This window comes from Citrobacter freundii complex sp. 2025EL-00176, from assembly GCF_053309355.1.
Window position 1 is genome coordinate 289228 of the sequence record NZ_JBRYHT010000003.1, and the last position, 19754, is coordinate 308981.

General features: G+C 52.2%; 21 protein-coding genes and 1 pseudogene. 16 read left to right on the top strand and 6 right to left on the bottom strand.

From position 1 onward, the window contains the following. The first annotated feature begins 8 nt into the window (after positions 1–8). The gene (locus ACVXHP_RS10340; RefSeq protein WP_304702164.1) at positions 9–908 is read left to right on the top strand and encodes an AraC family transcriptional regulator; all 900 of its coding nucleotides are present in this window, start codon (positions 9–11) and stop codon (positions 906–908) included. Between the two features lie 90 nt (positions 909–998). On the opposite strand, the gene yghB is transcribed toward ACVXHP_RS10340, so the two are convergent. Together yghB and metC are read right to left on the bottom strand one after the other, a co-directional pair. Next, complete coding sequence (gene yghB, locus ACVXHP_RS10345; RefSeq protein WP_003024510.1) at positions 999–1658, bottom strand: DedA family general envelope maintenance protein YghB; 660 nt, start codon at positions 1656–1658, stop codon at positions 999–1001. A gap of 131 nt (positions 1659–1789) precedes the next feature. Then, positions 1790–2977: a cystathionine beta-lyase gene (metC, locus tag ACVXHP_RS10350; RefSeq protein WP_447571388.1), complete on the bottom strand. Its 1188-nt coding sequence runs from the start codon at positions 2975–2977 to the stop codon at positions 1790–1792. A gap of 250 nt (positions 2978–3227) precedes the next feature. Here metC and exbB point away from each other — a divergent pair, with 250 nt between their 5' ends. Both exbB and exbD read left to right on the top strand, forming a co-directional pair. Next, the gene (gene exbB / locus ACVXHP_RS10355) at positions 3228–3962 is read left to right on the top strand and encodes a tol-pal system-associated acyl-CoA thioesterase (protein WP_200009035.1); all 735 of its coding nucleotides are present in this window, start codon (positions 3228–3230) and stop codon (positions 3960–3962) included. 6 nt (positions 3963–3968) lie between these two features. Next, positions 3969–4394 (top strand): TonB system transport protein ExbD, encoded by a 426-nt coding sequence (exbD, locus tag ACVXHP_RS10360; protein ID WP_165406987.1) that lies wholly within the window; start codon positions 3969–3971, stop codon positions 4392–4394. A 71-nt stretch (positions 4395–4465) separates the two neighbouring features. On the opposite strand, the gene ACVXHP_RS10365 is transcribed toward exbD, so the two are convergent. Both ACVXHP_RS10365 and ACVXHP_RS10370 read right to left on the bottom strand, forming a co-directional pair. Then, the gene (locus ACVXHP_RS10365) at positions 4466–4873 is read right to left on the bottom strand and encodes a cytoplasmic protein (RefSeq protein ID WP_200009034.1); all 408 of its coding nucleotides are present in this window, start codon (positions 4871–4873) and stop codon (positions 4466–4468) included. A 1-nt stretch (position 4874) separates the two neighbouring features. Next, positions 4875–5279 (bottom strand): hypothetical protein, encoded by a 405-nt coding sequence (locus ACVXHP_RS10370; RefSeq protein ID WP_447571389.1) that lies wholly within the window; start codon positions 5277–5279, stop codon positions 4875–4877. 104 nt (positions 5280–5383) lie between these two features. Here ACVXHP_RS10370 and ACVXHP_RS10375 point away from each other — a divergent pair, with 104 nt between their 5' ends. Next, on the top strand, positions 5384–5887 hold the full coding sequence (locus ACVXHP_RS10375; RefSeq protein ID WP_200009032.1) for an ESA_00282 family adhesion-associated protein: 504 nt from the start codon (positions 5384–5386) through the stop codon (positions 5885–5887). A 64-nt stretch (positions 5888–5951) separates the two neighbouring features. Here ACVXHP_RS10375 and ACVXHP_RS10380 read toward each other — a convergent pair whose 3' ends face one another. Further along, complete coding sequence (locus ACVXHP_RS10380; RefSeq protein ID WP_447571390.1) at positions 5952–6992, bottom strand: aldo/keto reductase; 1041 nt, start codon at positions 6990–6992, stop codon at positions 5952–5954. Between the two features lie 156 nt (positions 6993–7148). Here ACVXHP_RS10380 and ACVXHP_RS10385 point away from each other — a divergent pair. From ACVXHP_RS10385 to hybG, 11 genes and pseudogenes are all read left to right on the top strand, one after another. Next, positions 7149–7259 (top strand): annotated as a pseudogene (locus tag ACVXHP_RS10385) (dienelactone hydrolase family protein); the annotation flags it as partial. Positions 7260–7474: 215 nt separating this feature from the next. Continuing rightward, positions 7475–9115, top strand: a complete 1641-nt coding sequence (locus ACVXHP_RS10390) for a methyl-accepting chemotaxis protein (RefSeq protein WP_200009030.1) — start codon at positions 7475–7477, stop codon at positions 9113–9115. 85 nt (positions 9116–9200) lie between these two features. Next, on the top strand, positions 9201–9488 hold the full coding sequence (locus ACVXHP_RS10395) for a DUF2623 family protein (protein ID WP_200009029.1): 288 nt from the start codon (positions 9201–9203) through the stop codon (positions 9486–9488). A 190-nt stretch (positions 9489–9678) separates the two neighbouring features. Continuing rightward, a complete protein-coding gene (gene hybO / locus ACVXHP_RS10400) occupies positions 9679–10797 on the top strand; it encodes a hydrogenase 2 small subunit (RefSeq protein ID WP_016154493.1) in 1119 nt (372 codons plus the stop codon). A 2-nt stretch (positions 10798–10799) separates the two neighbouring features. Beyond that, positions 10800–11786, top strand: coding sequence for a hydrogenase 2 operon protein HybA (gene hybA / locus ACVXHP_RS10405; RefSeq protein WP_003828357.1), 987 nt, complete (start codon positions 10800–10802; stop codon positions 11784–11786). Continuing rightward, positions 11776–12954 carry a Ni/Fe-hydrogenase cytochrome b subunit gene (gene hybB / locus ACVXHP_RS10410; RefSeq protein WP_042310972.1) on the top strand — a complete coding sequence of 393 codons (1179 nt, stop codon included), beginning with the start codon at positions 11776–11778 and terminating at the stop codon, positions 12952–12954. The genes hybA and hybB overlap by 11 nt, the downstream gene beginning before the upstream one ends. Next, positions 12951–14654, top strand: coding sequence for a hydrogenase 2 large subunit (hybC, locus tag ACVXHP_RS10415; RefSeq protein WP_038633838.1), 1704 nt, complete (start codon positions 12951–12953; stop codon positions 14652–14654). Before hybB ends, hybC begins: the two co-directional genes overlap by 4 nt. Further along, positions 14654–15148: a HyaD/HybD family hydrogenase maturation endopeptidase gene (locus ACVXHP_RS10420; protein ID WP_032944999.1), complete on the top strand. Its 495-nt coding sequence runs from the start codon at positions 14654–14656 to the stop codon at positions 15146–15148. The genes hybC and ACVXHP_RS10420 overlap by 1 nt, the downstream gene beginning before the upstream one ends. After that, complete coding sequence (hybE, locus tag ACVXHP_RS10425; RefSeq protein WP_447571391.1) at positions 15141–15629, top strand: hydrogenase-2 assembly chaperone; 489 nt, start codon at positions 15141–15143, stop codon at positions 15627–15629. Before ACVXHP_RS10420 ends, hybE begins: the two co-directional genes overlap by 8 nt. Further along, positions 15622–15963 carry a hydrogenase maturation nickel metallochaperone HypA gene (hypA, locus tag ACVXHP_RS10430; protein ID WP_003828349.1) on the top strand — a complete coding sequence of 114 codons (342 nt, stop codon included), beginning with the start codon at positions 15622–15624 and terminating at the stop codon, positions 15961–15963. The genes hybE and hypA overlap by 8 nt, the downstream gene beginning before the upstream one ends. Positions 15964–15993: 30 nt before the next feature. After that, positions 15994–16242: a hydrogenase maturation factor HybG gene (hybG, locus tag ACVXHP_RS10435; protein ID WP_042310968.1), complete on the top strand. Its 249-nt coding sequence runs from the start codon at positions 15994–15996 to the stop codon at positions 16240–16242. Positions 16243–16330: 88 nt separating this feature from the next. Here the strand turns inward: hybG and yghU are convergent, their stop codons facing one another. Next, positions 16331–17197 (bottom strand): glutathione-dependent disulfide-bond oxidoreductase, encoded by an 867-nt coding sequence (gene yghU, locus ACVXHP_RS10440; protein WP_038633828.1) that lies wholly within the window; start codon positions 17195–17197, stop codon positions 16331–16333. Positions 17198–17415: 218 nt separating this feature from the next. On the opposite strand from yghU, the gene ACVXHP_RS10445 reads away from it, so the two are divergent. Further along, positions 17416–19704, top strand: a complete 2289-nt coding sequence (locus ACVXHP_RS10445) for an FdhF/YdeP family oxidoreductase (RefSeq protein ID WP_447571392.1) — start codon at positions 17416–17418, stop codon at positions 19702–19704. The last annotated feature ends 50 nt before the right edge of the window (positions 19705–19754 follow it).

A 19754-nucleotide genomic window follows, 5' to 3' on the forward strand; every position in this document is an offset into this window, starting at 1 on the left:
GGTGCTTTATGAACCGTGAAGAGATCTGCCTTCTGCTGACAGATAAAATTAAGCAGCTGAAAAACAATGAAAACAAACTCAGTGCATTGCTGCCAGATGTCCGCCTTCTACACGGAACGGTGCCGGCGGCGCGCACACCGGTCATGTATCAGCCAGGCATCATATTTCTCTTCTCTGGACATAAAATTGGTTATATCAATGAACGTGTGTTTCGTTATGACGCCAATGAATACTTGCTGCTAACCGTACCTTTACCCTTTGAATGTGAAACGTATGCGACACCGGAGGTTCCGTTGGCTGGAATCTACCTGAATGTCGATATCCTGCAATTGCAGGAGCTGTTGATGGACATTGGGGAAGATGAGCTGTTTCAGCCCGCCATGGCGGCCAGTGGGATTAACTCCGCGACGCTTTCAGACGACATTCTTTGCGCCGCTGAGCGCCTGTTGGATGTGATGGAGCGCCCGCTGGATGCGCGTATTCTGGGCAAACAGATCATTCGCGAGATCCTCTACCATGTACTGACCGGGCCGCGCGGTGGCGCGTTACTTGCGCTGGTCAGTCGTCAGACGCATTTCAGCTTGATAAGCCGGGTGCTGAAGCGGATTGAAACCAAATACACCGAAAATCTCAATGTAGAACAGCTGGCGGCAGAGGCGAACATGAGCGTGTCGGCGTTTCATCATAATTTTAAAGCGGTGACCAGCACGTCGCCGCTGCAATATCTTAAAAGCTATCGTCTGCATAAAGCGCGGATGATGATCATTCATGACGGGATGAAGGCCAGTGCGGCAGCCATGCGTGTCGGCTATGAGAGCGCATCGCAGTTCAGTCGGGAATTCAAACGTTTCTTTGGCGTGACGCCGGGGGAAGATGCAGCCAGAATTCGGATGATGCAGGGGAGTTGATTTCTTGTAAACCCGACAGGAACACCGTAGGCCTTACAGCTGCGCGTCATAAGGCAAAATGCCGGAGATTATCCGGCCTACGGATGCGATTCAGGCGCTACAGTATTTTTTTTTAATCACCACGAACAGGGTTCCCAACAGACCTGCGGTTAACAGGGCAATCGGTAGGATCATTAAAAAGGTCATCACCTGATCTTCATGGCGTTTAACGAACGGGATCATGCTCAGCGCATAGCCGAAGCTGGTGACGACGGTGACCCACAGCAGGCCGCTCAGCCAGTTAAAAAACTGGAATCGACGGTTGGGCAGCCCTGAAATTCCCGCCATGGTCGGCAGTAAGGTGCGCACGAACGCCAGGAAGCGCCCGGCCAGCAGCGCCATCAGGCCGTGTTGGTCAAACATGCAGGTGGCGCGCTGATGATATTTTTCAGGTAATTGTGCCAGCCAGCCTTTTACCGTGCGCGTGTTGCCCAGCCAGCGTCCCTGAATGTAACTCAGCCAGCAGCCCAGGCTGGCGGCGGCGGTCAGAATAGCTATGGTAGGTAAAAAACTCATCACGTCCTGAGCGATCAGCGCCCCAGCCAGCAATAACAGGCTGTCTCCGGGTAAAAAGGAGGCGGGCAGCAGGCCATTTTCTAAAAACAGTGTGGCGAACATTACGAAGTACACCACGCTCACAACGTGTGGATCCGCCAGCGCGGCAAAGTCGTGTTGCCAGAGCGCGGAGACAATATCTTGAATAACTACCATGGACTTTCCTGTGGAACAGCGTTTATGTGTGGATTGTACTCCTGAATTGTCCGGGATGCCTTGATCCCGGACGCAACAATTGCAGACTTTTCCACCAGAAGTGTCTGCATATATGTCCATCTATGGCAATGTTACTCGATTCGGGCAAATCCTGCGGCTAAATCGGCAATCAGATCGTCAACATTCTCTAAACCGATATGCAAACGGATAAGCGTTCCGCTGAAGTCCACCTCGCCTTGCGGACGGATTGCCGCAATGTGTTCCGGCTGGTTGGCGAGAATCAGCGACTCAAAACCGCCCCATGAGTAGGCCATGCTGAACAGGCTGAAGTGATCCAGATACGCGGCCAGCTCTTCATTATTAAGCTTCTTATTCAATACAAAGGAGAATAGCCCGCTGCTGCCGGTAAAATCACGTTTCCAGAATTCATGGCCTTTACTGCCGGGCAGCGCCGGGTGATTTACGCGGGCGACCTGTGGGTGGCTGGCCAGCCACTCGGCGACCTTTAAGCTGCTTTCATGATGCTGACGTAAGCGTACGCTCAGCGTGCGTAATCCACGGCTGGTCATATAGGCGGTATCGGCGTCCAGCATTTGTCCCATCAGATAGGCATTTTCGCGCAGTTGATCCCAGCAACGGGCATTGGATACCGCAGTGCCGACCATGCCGTCGGAATGACCAATCAGGTATTTCGTACCCGCCTGAATCGAGATATCAATACCGAAATCCAGCGCGTTGAACAGTACGCCGGCAGCCCAGGTGTTATCAATCATGATCACAGCATCAGGCGCAACGCTTCTGACGGCGGCAACAATTGCCGGCACATCATGTACCTCCATGGTGACGGAGCCGGGTGATTCCAGAAAGACAACTTTGGTTTTCGGCTGAATGTGCTTCACAATATCGGCGCCAATTAATGGATCAAACCAGCCCGTTGAGACGCCAAGTTTGCCGAGAATTTTGGTGCAGAAGTCCTGGCTGGGTTCATAGGCGGTATTGGTCATCAACACATGATCGCCTTGTTCAACAAAGGCAAGGATGGTGTTGGCGACGGCCGCCGCGCCGCAAGGGAACAACGCGCAACCCGCGCCGCCTTCCAGTTCGCACATGGCTTCCTGCAGCGAAAAATGCGTCAGGGTACCGCGACGTCCGTAGAAAAGCGCACCGTTAGCACGGTTGCGCGTGGCCTGCTTTTTGGCCTCAACGCTGTCAAACACCAGCGAAGAAGCGCGCTGGATCACGCTATTTACCGAGCCCAGCGTGTACTTTTTACTGCGTCCTGCGTGCACGAGTTTGGTTTCAAGTTGTTTGTCTGCCATGGTGTATTACCTGTTTTTATACGTCTGGATGTCTAAACTACCATGAATCAAAGATGACGCATCCTGCAGAACGGCCATACAGTAGAAAATAATCTCAAAATGCTTCTGGTGACTTTTTTACTGCGTAAGCGCAAGGAAAAGAAACCAAAGGTGCGGCAATATGTAAATAGTAATGAGAACGACTATCAATTCGACGTTGTTTTGATATGATTACGCTTAGATTTTGTGATTTGCGTCCTGGAGATACAGAGTGGGTAATAATTTGATGCAGACGGACCTTTCCGTCTGGGGTATGTATCAGCACGCCGATATCGTTGTTAAGTGCGTGATGATTGGGCTGATTTTAGCGTCAGTGGTCACCTGGGCTATCTTCTTTAGTAAGAGCCTTGAGTTCTTTACTCAGAAACGCCGTCTTAAGCGTGAACAGCAACTGCTGGCGGATGCCCGCTCTTTAGACCAGGCAAGCGAGATTGCCGCAGGATTCGATGCTAAAAGCCTGGGCGCACAGTTGATTAACGAAGCGCAGAACGAGCTGGAACTGTCGGAAGGCAGTGACGACAACGAAGGTATTAAAGAACGCACCGGTTTTCGTCTGGAGCGTCGTGTGGCGGCAGTTGGACGTCATATGGGACGCGGTAACGGATACCTGGCCACCATCGGGGCTATCTCGCCTTTCGTGGGGCTGTTCGGTACGGTATGGGGCATCATGAACAGCTTCATCGGGATTGCACAAACCCAAACTACCAACCTGGCCGTTGTTGCGCCGGGCATTGCAGAAGCGCTGTTAGCGACCGCGATTGGTCTGGTTGCGGCAATTCCTGCGGTCGTCATCTACAATATTTTCGCACGTCAGATTGGCAGCTATAAAGCGATGCTGGGCGATGTCGCGGCGCAGGTGCTGTTGCTGCAAAGTCGCGATCTGGACCTGAACGCAAGCGCCTCCGCGCATCCGGTACGTGCCGCGCAGAAATTACGTGTAGGGTAATGTTCCATGGCAATGAGCTTTAATGAAAACCTGGACGATAACGGTGAAATGCATGAAATCAACGTGACGCCGTTTATCGACGTTATGTTGGTTCTGTTGATCATCTTTATGGTGGCCGCGCCGTTGGCAACAGTGGATGTGAAGGTGAATCTCCCTGCCTCCACCAGTACGCCGCAGCCGCGTCCCGAAAAACCGGTTTATCTGTCAGTCAAAGCCGATAAGAGTATGTTTATCGGCAACAATCAGGTGACGGATGAAACCATGATTAGCGAGCTAAATACGCTGACAGAAGGGAAAAAAGACACCACGATTTTCTTCCGCGCGGATAAGACCGTCGATTATGAAACCATGATGAAGGTAATGGACACGCTGCATCAGGCGGGTTTCCTGAAGATTGGTCTGGTCGGTGAAGAGACCGTGAAAGCGAAGTAGCTTTCTTGCCGGGTAGTGGTTTTCACCTACCCGGCCTGCTTATCCTGATTCCACGCCCCACAAACCTGTTCTTATCTGTTTTCATCCAATGCGACCGTGGTTATCCTGGTCGGTTCGTAGTTGCCTTCGGACAGCTTGCGCGTCAGGCGTAAGGTGGCCGTTTCTCGCGCGAGTATATGCTGGTAGGTGCTCTCCAGCCGGGCCATGATTTTGTCCCGCAGTTCGGGTTGTTGGGCGATGATGGCCTCAATCGCGGCGCCATAGATCTCTTCTTTCGCCTGTAGCGCATAAATTTCACGGCGATTTTGCCATTTCATCCGCACCAGTGCGGCGGGTATAGAAACCATCTCTTGGGCAACGCTTTCCAGCGTCGCGTTTTTATTGGCAATCAGGATGGCTAAATTCTGCTTTAAGACAAACTCATCACTTTTATGGTCATCTAAAGCCAAATAAACATTATTATCCTCAACATCTTTCATTTTATTTCTCTTCCAGAGAATAAAAAATAGGATCGCTGGTTTCGCGGGTAATTAAATTAAGCCAAATTTTATTTCCTTGCTCATTGATGATGGCTGTTTTTTCGGTCAAAATTTTACTTAATTCTTGTGCGTTAATGTCGCCCTCGGCTTGCAATGAATTGAGCAAGCGAGTGAATGACTCAATCTTTGCCGCGCAAAACAAACGTTCTTTTAAATGACGGTCGCACTCTTCAAACAACATATTGCGCGCCTGGCCGGTCGCTGTAGCGCTGATCAAAATATCTGCTTCATAATCGCTTAATGTTCTCTTTCCCTGAGTCAAATTTTCACTATTTTCTGTGGGGATTGTATTAGTCGATGTTTGAGACAAATGATAATGCGCGGGAACAAGATGCTCGGGAAGCATGTTGAAATATCCTTTGATGCCAATACTGTATTGTTTTTAATATGTCAGGCTGCGTTGACAATAGCATGGCGTAATTTTAAAATCAAAAAAAATGGAGCCAGTATATGAACAGTATATTTTATTCTGTTATTACCCTGCTATTGCTTACCTGCGGGGTACTGTTGTTGATGCGCAGCGCAAATAAAAACCGCTATGCAGAAAATGGTAATGCTGGACATCAGCCGGAAATCTTGAGTAAAGAAGAGGGTGAAGATCATTTTTCTGTATTGATGAATTCGATTACCCCGGTATGGTATTGGCGCGTTAATCACGAATATATCGATTTTATCCACTCGACGATCAAACGGATGACGATGGTGGAGCTGAATGAGACGCCAGGCTTATTTGATGCGCAGCGGCGTTGTAGCGACCTTAACTCGGCGGTGTATAAATATTACGACAATATAAAAAAACGCTGTCTTAGCGGGGAGAAGGTCCCGCATGCCGATCTGGACGTGCTCAACTTACGTCAGTGTTTCAGAGAGTTCAGTCTGGAGGCTTACCCTGCGCTCGTCGCACTGGTGTGGCCGGAATACCAGCGTCCACAGATCAAAGCAGAAGACGTATAAGATTATAGCGCGTTACCATGGCCGGGTAGATCTTCATTGCTACCCGGCACGGAGTGACAAACGGCTATTTGTCAGATGAGGCTTGCCACAGGTTCAGCTCACCGTCTGCGACGTGTTTATCGATCTGCGCCAGTTCTTCAGCGCTGAACGTCAGATTAGCCAATGCCTGAACGTTCTCTTCCAGTTGCTCCGGTCGGCTGGCGCCAATTAATACCGACGTGACCCGGCCGTCTTTCAGCAGCCAGCTTAAGGCCATTTGCGCCATCGACTGTCCGCGCTGTTGCGCCATCTCATTGAGCAAACGCAGGCTGCTAAGGTTTGCTTCCGTCAGCATATTTTCTGTCAGCCCACGAACTTTTTTCCCTTCACGCTGCATACGTGAACCCTCCGGGATGCCGTTGAGGTATTTCCCCGTCAGCAGTCCCTGGGCCAGAGGCGTAAAGGCAATGCAGCCCATGCCGTTAGCTTCCAGCGTATCCAGCAAGCCGCTGCTGTCTACCCAGCGATTAAGCAGGTTGTAAGAGGGTTGGTGGATAAGAAGCGGAATTTTCCATTCCCGCAGCAGTTCGGCCATCTTTTGCGTTCGTTCCGGGGAATAGGATGAGATACCGACGTACAGCGCTTTACCGCTTTGCACCGCATGGGCCAGCGCTGAGGCGGTCTCTTCCATTGGCGTATTTTCGTCCACGCGGTGCGAGTAGAAGATATCGACATAGTCGACACCCATGCGTTGCAGGCTCTGGTCAAGGCTGGCAAGCAGGTATTTACGCGAACCACCAGAACCGTACGGCCCTGGCCACATGTCGTAGCCCGCCTTGGTGGAGATGATCAACTCATCTCGATATTGTGCAAAATCCTCGCGCAATAAACGGCCAAAATTCTCTTCTGCGCTGCCTGGAGGCGGCCCATAGTTATTGGCCAAATCAAAGTGGGTGATGCCTAAATCAAAGGCTTTACGCAGCAGGGCGCGCTGTGACTCCAGCGCCTGAACGTGCCCAAAACTGTGCCACAAACCCAGCGACAGCGCGGGTAAGCGTAAACCGCTGCGTCCACAGTAGCGATAGAGCATCTGCTCGTAACGTTCAGGATTGGCAAACCAGGCCATGAGATCTCCTTAGTGCAGGTGAATTTCGAAACAGCGTTTCTATTCTAGCGGGTTCTCGGTGAATATTCCGTTCACAGGTCACACTGGGATGAAAAACTGGGCAGAATTCGTTACGCGAGTTATTGAAGGAGACCTGCCTGTGAAGGCTATATATCTCCCTGCGTTAATCACGGTTTTCATAATGATCCGACCTGTCGTTATGATAAAGCTGCCGCTGATTTAGCGTGGGAGCGCACTCTTGCAGGGTTTAATAAATATTTACGATAAAAAACAAAGCATTATTAAATAATTTAGGTGAGTTATCTGAATAATAATGCTAGCTAATTTCATTAGCATTCATGTTGATATCGTCTGGAGAGATATTGGTTGGACTTAAGAAAGTAAAAAAATAAAGAACGCATTATATCTTCTCTACCGTCTGCCGATAACAAGGATAAGTATCGCCTGATGGCGAATTCCTCATCAACGGCAAGGAAATTATTATGCGTTTGCTGAAAAACTTCACTATTCGTATTGTCATGTTGGCAATACTGGGACTTTTTTGCCTGCTGTGGTCGGGCGTGGGTTTATTCAGTCTTCATTCTTTATCAAAAATATCAGAAGGCAATGATATTGACCGTCATCTCGTCCATCAGATGACGGTTCTCAGCCAGGGTAACGATCAATATTTTCGTTTTGTGACGCGGTTAAGTCGCGCAATGGATGTCAAAATGAGCGGCGGAACGCCGGATTTTGCGCCGGCGCAACAGTCCCTGGAGAATATGAGTAAAAAACTCCAGGAGATGAAAACATTGTCTCCGGGCCCCATGGATCCGGAAGTCGCCGCGGCGGTGCTAACCAAGTGGCAGGCGCTGCTGGACAACGGCGTGATCCCACAAATGCAACTGGCGCAGCAGGGTACGCTCACGGCCTTTGCGGAGCATGCCAGCACCGTTACGCCCGCCCTGAGCCGTGAATTTGGCGCCAGTGCTGAGCGTTTTAACACCACTGCGGGTGAAAGGCTCGATAGCACCCGCGTGATGGTCGATGGCAAAACGTCTATCATCCGGACGCTGATTATTACCGCCGTAATTCTCGGTATTGCTCTCCTGTTCTTTACCGACCGCTATCTCGTCGCCATGATGGTGAAACCTCTGGGACGTATTCGCCAACAATTTCAACAGATTGCGCAGGGCGATCTCAGCCATTCTATTGAAGATTTTGGTCGTAACTGCGTGGGCCAACTGGTGCCGTTACTGTGCGCGATGCAGGACAGCCTGCGCGAAGCCGTGAGTACCATTCGTTCTGGTAGTGACAACATCTGGCGAGGGGCGACGGAAATTTCCACCGGTAATAACGACCTCTCCTCACGTACTGAAGAGCAGGCTGCGGCGCTGGAAGAGACCGCCGCCAGCATGGAGCAATTGACCGCAACGGTAAAACTGAACGCCGAAAATGCGCGTGAGGCCAGCCAACTCGCTGATACGGCGACAGAAACGGCAGGTAAAGGCAGTTCGTTGGTTTCAGAAGTGGTTGAGACCATGGACGGCATTGCCGCCAGTTCTAAACAGATCGCGGAAATTACCTCAGTGATTAACAGCATTGCTTTCCAGACCAATATTCTGGCGCTTAACGCGGCGGTTGAAGCGGCCAGAGCGGGCGAGCAGGGGCGCGGTTTTGCTGTAGTTGCCGGTGAGGTGCGTAATCTTGCCAGCCGTAGCGCCGGAGCGGCAAAAGAGATTGAGACACTGATCGGCGAATCGTCGCGTCGTGTCGATCAGGGCGCTCGTCTGGTTAAAGAGACCGGATTAACGATGGAGGCGATTCTGCGCGGTGCGACCGAAGTTACCACCATCATGAAACAAATCGCCTCTGCTTCGGAAGAACAGAACAAGGGCATCTCACAGGTAAGCGTGGCGATCACGCAGATGGACAGCGTCACGCAACAGAACGCCGCGCTGGTCGAACAGGTTTCCGCCGCAGCAGTGGCGCTGGAACGGCAAACGGAAGATCTGCAACGTTCGGTGCAACAGTTCCGTCTGTCAGCTAACGACGTGCAATTCGCTGCCACTGCGACCGCTTCCCCTTCCGCAGAACGCAAAACTTCTGCAACAGCTAAAACGGATGACTGGGTGTCGTTTTAAGCTGGCACAAAAAAGTCCCTGATACCTCTGGTCTTTGCTTAAAAAATCGCTATATAATTTATTATATAGCGATTGGAGGTTATGCATGGACAACCATTTTGGTAAAGGCCTGATGGCTGGATTAAACGCGGCAAATGCGGATAGCGCACGTTCGGTGGCGCATTTTTGCGCGGATTATAAACGCGGTTTTGTACTGGGGTTTTCACATCGAATGTTTGAAAAAACAGGAGATCGACAGCTCAGCGCCTGGGAAGCGGGCATCCTGACGCGTCGCTATGGACTGGATAAGGAGATGGTGATGGATTTCTTTAAAGAGAACCAGTCCAGTACAACAATTCGCTTTTTCATGGCCGGCTATCGGCTCGAAGCTTGATCCGAAAGGGGTATTATCTTGCTTTAATTAATTACACTATTGACCTACGCCTTCGTTTTGTTGCTCCGTCGAAGTATTATATCGCACATAACCATATAAAAAGTGTGGTAAATGGCGCGCCGATCGCAATATGCAACATGCGAATGGTGCAAAATAAAAAGCCAGGTCTTCGCAACGGAATAACTATAAAATGACTGGAGATAACTCTCTCATCAATTCGAACGGCATCAATCGCCGTGATTTCATGAAGCTTTGTGCAGCACTGGCCGCTACCATGGGGCTCAGTAGCAAAGCCGCCGCAGAAATGGCCGAATCAGTTTCCCGCCCTCAGCGCCCACCGGTTATCTGGATTGGTGCTCAGGAGTGTACGGGTTGTACTGAATCGCTGCTTCGTGCGACACACCCTACAGTGGAAAACCTCGTCCTGGAGACAATCTCCCTGGAATACCACGAGGTACTCTCTGCCGCCTTCGGCCATCAGGTTGAAGAGAATAAACATAACGCTCTTGAGAAGTACAAGGGGCAATATGTTTTGGTTGTAGATGGTTCTATCCCACTGAAAGATAATGGTATTTACTGCATGGTTGCCGGTGAGCCGATCGTGGACCATATCCGCCGGGCCGCTGAAGGCGCAGCCGCTATCATTGCCATCGGCTCTTGCGCCGCGTGGGGTGGTGTTGCTGCCGCTGGCGTTAACCCAACGGGTGCAGTCGGCTTGCAGGAAGTTCTGCCAGGCAAAACCATCATCAACATTCCCGGCTGTCCGCCGAACCCGCATAACTTCCTGGCAACGGTCGCGCATATCATCACTTACGGTAAGCCGCCGAAGCTGGATACCAAAAACCGTCCAACATTCGCCTATGGTCGTTTGATTCACGAACATTGCGAACGTCGCCCGCACTTCGATGCAGGCCGCTTTGCGAAAGAGTTTGGCGATGAAGGCCACCGTGAAGGCTGGTGTCTCTACCATCTGGGCTGTAAAGGACCAGAAACCTACGGTAACTGCTCAACGCTGCAGTTCTGCGATGTTGGCGGCGTCTGGCCGGTAGCAATCGGTCACCCTTGCTACGGTTGTAACGAAGAAGGCGTCGGTTTCCATAAAGGTATTCACCAGCTTGCTCATGTGGAAAACCAAACCCCGCGTTCAGAGAAGCCTGATGTCAACATGAAAGAAGGCGGCAACATTTCAGCTGGGGCTATTGGGCTGCTTGGCGGCGTAGTAGGACTGGTTGCCGGCGTCAGCGTGATGGCGGTTCGTGAACTGGGTCGTCAGCAGAAGAAAGATAACGCTGACTCACGGGGAGAATAACCGTGAACAGACGTAACTTTATTAAAGCAGCCTCCAGCGGGGCATTGCTGTTGGGCGCTGCGCCGTCCATCAGCCATGCGGCTGCAGAAAACCGTCCGCCAATCCCTGGTTCTCTTGGGATGCTCTATGACTCGACGCTATGCGTGGGCTGCCAGGCCTGTGTCACCAAGTGTCAGGACATCAACTTCCCGGCGCGTAACCCGGAAGGCGAGCAGACCTGGTCAAACAACGACAAACTGTCGCCGTATACCAATAACATCATTCAGGTGTGGCGTAGCGGAACAGGCGTTAACAAAGACCAGGAAGAAAATGGCTACGCATACATTAAGAAACAGTGCATGCACTGTGTCGATCCGAACTGCGTCTCCGTTTGCCCGGTCTCCGCTCTGAAGAAAGATCCGAAAACCGGCATCGTCCACTATGACAAAGATGTCTGTACAGGCTGCCGCTATTGCATGGTCGCCTGTCCGTACAACGTACCTAAGTACGACTATAACAACCCGTTTGGTGCGCTTCATAAATGTGAACTGTGTAACCAGAAAGGAGTGGAACGTCTGGATAAAGGCGGTTTACCGGGTTGTGTTGAAGTGTGTCCTGCCGGTGCGGTGATTTTTGGTACGCGTGAAGAGCTGATGGCTGAGGCGAAAAAACGTCTCGCGCTGAAGCCTGGCAGCGAATACCACTATCCGCGTCAGACGGTGAAAGCGGGCGATACCTATCTGCATACGGTACCGAAGTACTACCCACACCTGTACGGTGAGAAGGAAGGTGGTGGTACGCAGGTGATGGTGCTGACGGGTGTTCCTTACGAGGATTTGGATCTGCCAAAACTGGATGATCTTTCAACCGGTGCGCGTTCTGAACATGTTCAACATTCCCTGTATAAGGGCATGATATTACCCCTGGCTGCGCTGGCGGGCTTAACCGTGCTGGTTCGTCGTAACACGAAAAACGACCATCACGACGGAGGAGACGATCATGAGTCATGATCCTAAACCGCTGGGCGGAAAAATAATCAGCAAACCGGTCATTATTTTTGGGCCGTTAATCGTCCTGTGTATGCTCCTGATCGTGAAACGTCTGGTCTTCGGATTGGGCTCAGTCTCCGATCTGAACGGCGGTTTCCCATGGGGTGTATGGATCGCGTTTGACCTGTTGATTGGTACTGGCTTCGCGTGCGGCGGTTGGGCGCTGGCGTGGGCGGTGTATGTTTTCAACAGAGGGCAATACCATCCGTTGGTGCGTCCGGCGCTGCTGGCAAGCCTGTTTGGCTACTCGCTGGGTGGTCTGTCGATCACCATTGACGTCGGTCGTTACTGGAACCTGCCGTATTTCTACATTCCAGGTCACTTCAACGTGAACTCGGTATTGTTCGAAACGGCGGTCTGTATGACCATCTATATCGGCATCATGGCGCTGGAATTTGCTCCGGCTCTGTTTGAACGTCTGGGTTGGAAAGTCTCTCTCAAGCGTTTGAATAAAGTGATGTTCTTCATTATCGCTCTCGGCGCGCTGCTGCCAACCATGCACCAGTCTTCAATGGGTTCATTGATGATTTCTGCGGGTTATAAGGTGCATCCGCTATGGCAAGCGTATGAAATGTTGCCGCTTTTCTCCGTCTTAACCGCCTTTATTATGGGCTTCTCGATCGTCATCTTTGAAGGCTCACTGGTGCAAGCCGGTCTGAAAGGTAACGGTCCGGACGAGAAAAGTTTGTTCATTAAGCTGACGAATACCATCAGCATATTGCTGGCGATTTTCGTGGTTCTGCGCTTTGGCGAGTTGATCTATCGCGACAAACTGTCCTATGCGTTTGCAGGCGATCTTTACTCCGTAATGTTCTGGATTGAAGTCGTACTGATGGTCTTCCCGCTGGTGGTGCTGCGCGTCACTAAGCTGCGTAATGACTCACGCATGCTGTATCTGTCTGCGCTGAGCGCATTGCTGGGTTGTGCGACATGGCGTCTGTCCTATTCGCTGGTGGCGTTCAATCCTGGTGGTGGCTACCACTACTTCCCAACCTGGGAAGAACTGTTGATTTCTATTGGTTTTGTGGCTATTGAGATTTGTGCATACATCGTACTCATTCGTCTACTGCCGATACTTCCTCCTTTAAAACAAAACGATCAAAATCGTCATGAGGCGAGCAAAGCATGAGCCAGAGAATTACTATTGATCCGGTAACCCGTATTGAGGGTCATTTACGCATCGACTGCGAAATCGAAAATGGCGTGGTATCTAAAGCATGGGCTTCCGGTACCATGTGGCGCGGCATGGAAGAGATCGTGAAAAACCGCGATCCGCGCGATGCCTGGATGATTGTTCAGCGTATCTGTGGCGTTTGTACTACCACTCACGCTATCTCTTCCGTTCGTGCAGCAGAAAGCGCGCTGAATATTGATGTTCCGGTGAACGCCCAGTACATCCGTAACATCATTCTGGCCGCGCACACCACGCATGACCACATTGTTCACTTCTATCAGCTCTCGGCGCTGGACTGGGTGGACATCACCTCGGCGCTGAAAGCCGATCCAGCGAAAGCGTCCGCTATGCTGAACGGTGTGTCCTCCTGGCACCTGAACAGCACGGAAGAGTTCACCAAGGTTCAGAATAAGATCAAAGACCTTGTTGCCAGCGGTCAGTTAGGCATTTTTGCCAACGGTTGCTGGGGTCATCCGGCAATGCAGTTGCCGCCGGAAGTGAACCTGATTGCGGTTGCTCACTATCTGCAAGCGCTGGAATGCCAGCGTGATGCCAACCGCGTTGTAGCGCTGTTGGGCGGTAAAACGCCGCATATCCAGAACCTGGCAGTAGGTGGGGTTGCTAACCCAATTAACCTCGACGGCCTCGGCGTGCTGAACCTTGAACGCCTGATGTACATCAAGTCCTTCATCGATAAGCTGAGCGACTTCGTTGAGCAGGTTTACAAGGTTGATACCGCTGTTATTGCTGCGTTCTACCCTGAGTGGCTGGAACGCGGACAGGGTGCGGTTAACTACCTGAGCGCGCCGGAATTCCCGACTGACGGTAAAAACGGCAGCTTCCTGTTCCCGGGTGGTTACATCACCAATGAAGATCTGTCGACCTATCGTCCGATCACCTCTCACTCCGATGAGTACCTGATCAAAGGGATTCAGGAGAGTGCGAAACACGCGTGGTACAAAGACGAAGCGCCGCAGGCTCCGTGGGAAGGCACAACGGTTCCGGATTACACCGGCTGGTCTGATGACGGCAAATACTCCTGGGTTAAAGCGCCGACCTTCTACGGTAAAACCGTTGAAGTGGGTCCGCTGGCCAACATGCTGTGTAAACTGGCGGCCAAACGCGAATCTACCCATGCCAAGCTGAATGAAATCATCGCGATTTACACCAAGCTGACCGGTAAAACCATCGAAGTGTCGCAACTGCACTCAACGCTGGGCCGTATCATTGGCCGTACCGTTCACTGCTGTGAACTGCAGAACGTTCTGCAGGATCAGTACAACGCGCTGATTGTGAACATCGGTAAAGGCGACCACACCACCTTCGTGAAACCGGATATTCCGGCAACGGGCGAATTTAAAGGCGTTGGTTTCCTCGAAGCGCCGCGCGGTATGCTGTCTCACTGGATGGTGATTAAAGACGGTATTATCAGCAACTACCAGGCGGTTGTTCCGTCAACCTGGAACTCAGGCCCACGTAACTTCAACGATGAAGTCGGACCGTACGAGCGCTCGCTGGTAGGCACGCCAATCGCCGATCCAAACAAACCGCTGGAAGTGGTTCGTACCATTCACTCCTTCGACCCTTGTATGTCATGTGCGGTGCATGTGGTGGACGTTGACGGGAACGAAGTGGTCTCAGTTAAGGTTCTGTAATGCGGATATTAGTTTTAGGGGTCGGCAATATTTTGCTGACCGACGAAGCCATCGGGGTGCGTATCGTTGAGGCGTTAGAGCAACGGTACATCCTGCCAGACTTTGTTGATGTTCTGGACGGTGGTACGGCTGGGATGGAGCTTCTCGGCGATATGGCGAACAGGGATCATCTGATCATTGCTGACGCCATCGTGTCGAAGAAAAACACGCCGGGAACGATGATGGTCCTGCGGGATGAAGAGATCCCGGCGCTGTTTACGAACAAAATCTCACCGCACCAGCTTGGCCTGGCCGACGTATTGTCGGCCCTGCGTTTCACCGGTGAGTTTCCGAAAAAGCTGACGTTAGTCGGTGTTATTCCGGAATCGCTTGAACCGCATATTGGGCTAACGCCGACGGTTGAAGCCATGATTGAACCTGCGCTTGAGCAGGTTCTTGCCGCGCTTCGTGAATCAGGCGTTGAAGCGATCCCTCGGGAGGCGGCTCATGTCTGAGGAGTTTGTCGGTTTTCAGACGGCCCCGAAGACGCAAATTCAGGCGGCGTTTGAAGAGGTTGCCCGGCGTTCAATGCACGATCTTTCATTTCTGCATCCGAATATGCCGGTATATATCTCTGATTTTACGCTGTTTGAAGGTCAGTGGACGGGGTGTGTTATCACACCCTGGATGCTCAGCGCACTGATTTTCCCCGGACCGGATCAGATCTGGCCGGTGCGTAAAGTCAGCGAAAAAATCGGGTTGCGTCTGCCGTATGGCGAAATGACCTTTACCGTGGGTGAACTGGAGGGCGTATCGCAATACCTCTCCTGTTCGCTGATGTCGCCGCTTTCGCACAGCATGTCGGCACAAGAAGGTGTCCGTCTGACTGATGATTGCGCGCGCATGCTGTTATCGCTGCCGGTGAGCGATCCGAATGCGCCGCAGTTAAATCGCCGCGCGCTGCTGCTGGGTCGTCGGAACTGCGAAAATGCATGAGCTGTCCCTTTGTCAAAGCGCGGTTGAGATTGTTCAACAGCAGGCAGAGCAGCACGGTGTCAAACGCGTAACCGGCGTTTGGCTGGAAATTGGCGCACTCTCCTGCGTTGAGGAGAGTGCCGTCCGTTTTAGTTTCGACATCGTCTGTCAGGGTACGCTGGCGCAAGGTTGTGAGCTGCATATTGATTACAAGCCAGCTCAGGCGTGGTGCTGGGATTGCAGTCAGGTTGTGGAAATCACCCAGCATGATGCGCAGTGTCCGCTATGTCAGGGCGATCGTCTGCGGGTTGATGCGGGCGATTCACTGAAAGTGAAAAGTATTGAAGTCGAATAACCCATAGGTTGCTATGGGGCGGAGTCAGATATGTGTATTGGAGTCCCTGGTCAGGTTCTGGCCGTTGGTGAAGATATTCACCAGCTTGCGCAGGTTGAAGTGTGCGGCATCAAACGTGATGTCAATATTGCCCTGATTTGTGAAGGTAATACGGCTGAGCTGGTCGGGCAATGGGTGCTGGTGCACGTCGGGTTCGCCATGAGCATCATTGATGAAGATGAAGCTAAAGCCACGTTAGATGCACTTCGCCGTATGGAGTACGACGTCACCAGCGCGTGATTTTATGCCGGATGGCGCAGCGCTTATCAGGCCCGCGCCTTATATGTAGGCCGGATAAGGCGTTTGCGCCGCCATCCGGCATCTTACGTTAACCCTGGCGCTTATCTTCGGTATTGGTATCGAAGTCGCTGGCGTCATGGCGTTCATGAAGCTGCTCGTTCAGCGGCCCGTTGGTACGGTTTACAATACGACCACGCTTAACCGCCGGACGCGCTGCAATCTCTTTTGCCCAGCGCTGCACGTGCTTGTAGCTTCCTGCATCAAGGAACTCTGCCGCGTCGTACACGTTGCCCAGAACCACATTGCCAAACCACGGCCAGACCGCCATATCGGCAATAGTGTATTCATCTCCGGCCACAAACTGATGCTGCGCTAATTGCTTATCCAGCACGTCGAGCAGGCGCTTGGCTTCCATTGTGAAGCGATTAATAGCGTACTCAATTTTTACCGGCGCATAGTTATAGAAGTGACCAAAACCACCGCCGAGGAAGGGGGCTGCACCCTGTAGCCAGAACAACCAGTTCAGCGTTTCAGTGCGTTTCGCCAAATCCTGCGGCAGGAAGTAACCATATTTTTCCGCCAGATAGAGCAGGATTGCGCCAGACTCGAAAACGCGAACCGGCGGGTTTTGCGAGTGATCGCGCAGCGCTGGGATCTTCGAGTTCGGATTCACCTCAACAAAGCCGCTGGAGAACTGATCGCCGTCGCCAATCCGGATAATCCAGGCATCGTATTCCGCGCCCTTGACGCCTTGCGCCAGCAGCTCCTCCAGCATAATCGTCACTTTCTGCCCGTTTGGCGTACCCAGCGAATAGAGCTGCAGCGGATGTTTGCCGACCGGCAGCGTTTTCTCATGGGTGGCACCGGAAACCGGGCGGTTGATATTGGCGAATGCGCCGCCGTTCGATTTTTCCCACGTCCAGACTTTCGCGGGCTGATAGGTATTATCTGACATGTTGACCTGCCTTCTGAGTGGTTGTGTTGATGCAGTGTAGCAGTTAGGGAAAACTCAATTTAACAGATTGGGACTTTATGTCGCTTTGTGCTGAAAGGGGAAGATAAATCTAACCCGTTCATTGTAGCCGGGCCGTACTCCATGAAGAGGAAATCAATGTTGGACGGAAATTGCTACCGTATTCACCATCAAAAATTGGCGGTGAATAAGCAGTAATAATGAAAAATGGTGTTCCAGGAGTAAGCGATTATCAGGGCCCGGCGGGTGGGTGGGGCGCGGTAAAAGCCGTCACTGCTTCGGTATTTTCGCAAAAGGCTGTCGCCCGCGACATTATCGCAATGTTCAAAATGAACCAGGTGAAAGGGTTCGATTGTCCGGGCTGTGCGTGGCCGGACCCGGGGCATCGTGCGCCAATGGAGTTGTGCGAAAATGGCGTGAAGGCGGTCTCCTGGGAGACAACCAGCAAGAAAGCGTCACCGGAATTTTTCAGCCGTCATCCGGTTTCCACGCTCTGGCACTACAGCGATTATGAACTGGAAAACATTGGTCGTTTGACGCATCCCATGAAATACGATGCAGCGTCAGACACCTGGCAGGCGGTGGATTGGGATATCGCCTTCCACGAGATCGGTGAGCGTCTGCGCAGCTATGACTCAGCGGAACAGGTTGAGTTTTATACCTCCGGCAGAACCTCAAATGAGGCGGCATTTCTGTATCAGCTGTTTGCCCGCGAATATGGCAGCAACAACTTCCCTGATTGCTCAAACATGTGCCACGGTCCCACCAGCTCTGGGTTAACGCAGGCCATTGGCCTTGGGAAAGGGACCGTTGAACTGGACGACTTTGACCACTGCGATCTGGTCATTTGTATCGGACATAACCCCGGCACTAACCATCCGCGCATGCTGACCACCTTACGCGAGGTTGCCAAACGCGGAGCCAAAATTATCTCCATCAACCCGCTGAACGAAAGGGGACTTGAGCGCTTTAGCTTCCCGCAAAGCCCAAAAGAGATGTTTGGCGGCCAGGCCACGGAGCTAAGCAGCGATTACTATCAGGTTAAAATAGGCGGTGACGCCTCGCTGCTCAAAGGCATAATGAAAGCGCTGATCGAAATGGACGAAGCGCGGATCTTACTGGATCGACAGCCCTGCCTCGATCATGCTTTTATTCATGAGCATACCGAGGGTTATTCGGCGCTGTATGACGATTTACGCCAGTGTAGCTGGGCAAAACTGGAACAGGACTCCGGACTGACGCGCAGTCAGATGGAGGATCTGGCACACAGCTATAACAAATCCCGCGCCACCATTATTTGTTACGGGTTGGGGATCACTCAGCATAAAAACGGCACCGAGAACGTTCAGCAACTGGTAAACCTGCTGTTGCTGAAAGGCAATATGGGTAAGCCCGGCGCGGGGATCTGTCCGTTGCGCGGTCATTCTAACGTGCAAGGCGATCGTTCCGTGGGTATCAACGAAGCGGCGTCCGAAGAGTTCCTGCAACGCCTTGAGTCGCATTTCGCTATCAGCGTGCCGCGCAAGCATGGCCGTTCCAGCGTGGAGAGTATCCGGGCCATCGAACGGGGTGAGGCAAAAGCGCTCATTTGCATGGGCGGTAATCTGGCGGTGGCGATGCCGCAGCCGCAGCGTACTTTTGCGGCGATGAAAAATCTGGATCTGCAGGTCCATGTTGCGACCAAGCTGAACCGATCGCATTTGCTGCTGGCAAAACATAACTACCTGCTGCCTGCGTTAGGCCGAACGGAACGTGACATTCAGGTGACGGGGATTCAGTCGGTGACCGTCGAAGACTCGATGTCGATGGTTCACGCTTCCTGTGGCGCGCTAAAACCCGCTTCCCGCTGGCTAAAATCAGAACCTGCTATTGTCGCTGGTATCGCTCGCGCCACGCTCCCTCTTTCACCAATCAACTGGGAAGCGTTAATCGGAGACTATGCGTTGATCCGTGACGCCATTGCCGCCGTGATCCCGGCGTTCCATGATTACAACGCACGTATTGCCGAGCCGGGCGGATTTCGCATGGATACGCCCGCTTCACGCCGTGAATGGCGAACACCAAATGGTAAAGCTAACTTTGTTGTCAGTCATCAACGGGCGGTGGAGCGAGAAAATCAACCTGCCGATGCGTTAGTTCTGGCGACGCTGCGTAGTCACGATCAGTACAACACGACTATCTATGGCATGAACGACCGCTATCGTGGCATTACCGGTCGGCGTGATGTGGTATTTTTAAGCGCCGAAGAAGCGGCGGCTCGCAGTCTGAGCCAGGGAGATGTGGTCAATGTTCAGGCGCTGGACGACAATGGCCAGCCCTGTGCGGAACGCATCATGTACGGCTTAACGGTGGTGATCTATAACATGGCGACCGGCTCTGTTGGCGCTTATCTGCCTGAAGCGAATGTCCTGCTTTCGCTGGATGCGGTAGACACACACAGCTTGACGCCAGCGTATAAAAGCGTACCGGTCACCCTGACAAAAGCGTAGTTCCTGCTGTGAATTTTTCGCCTCTGAGCGCCAGCCGCTGCGTTGAGGTG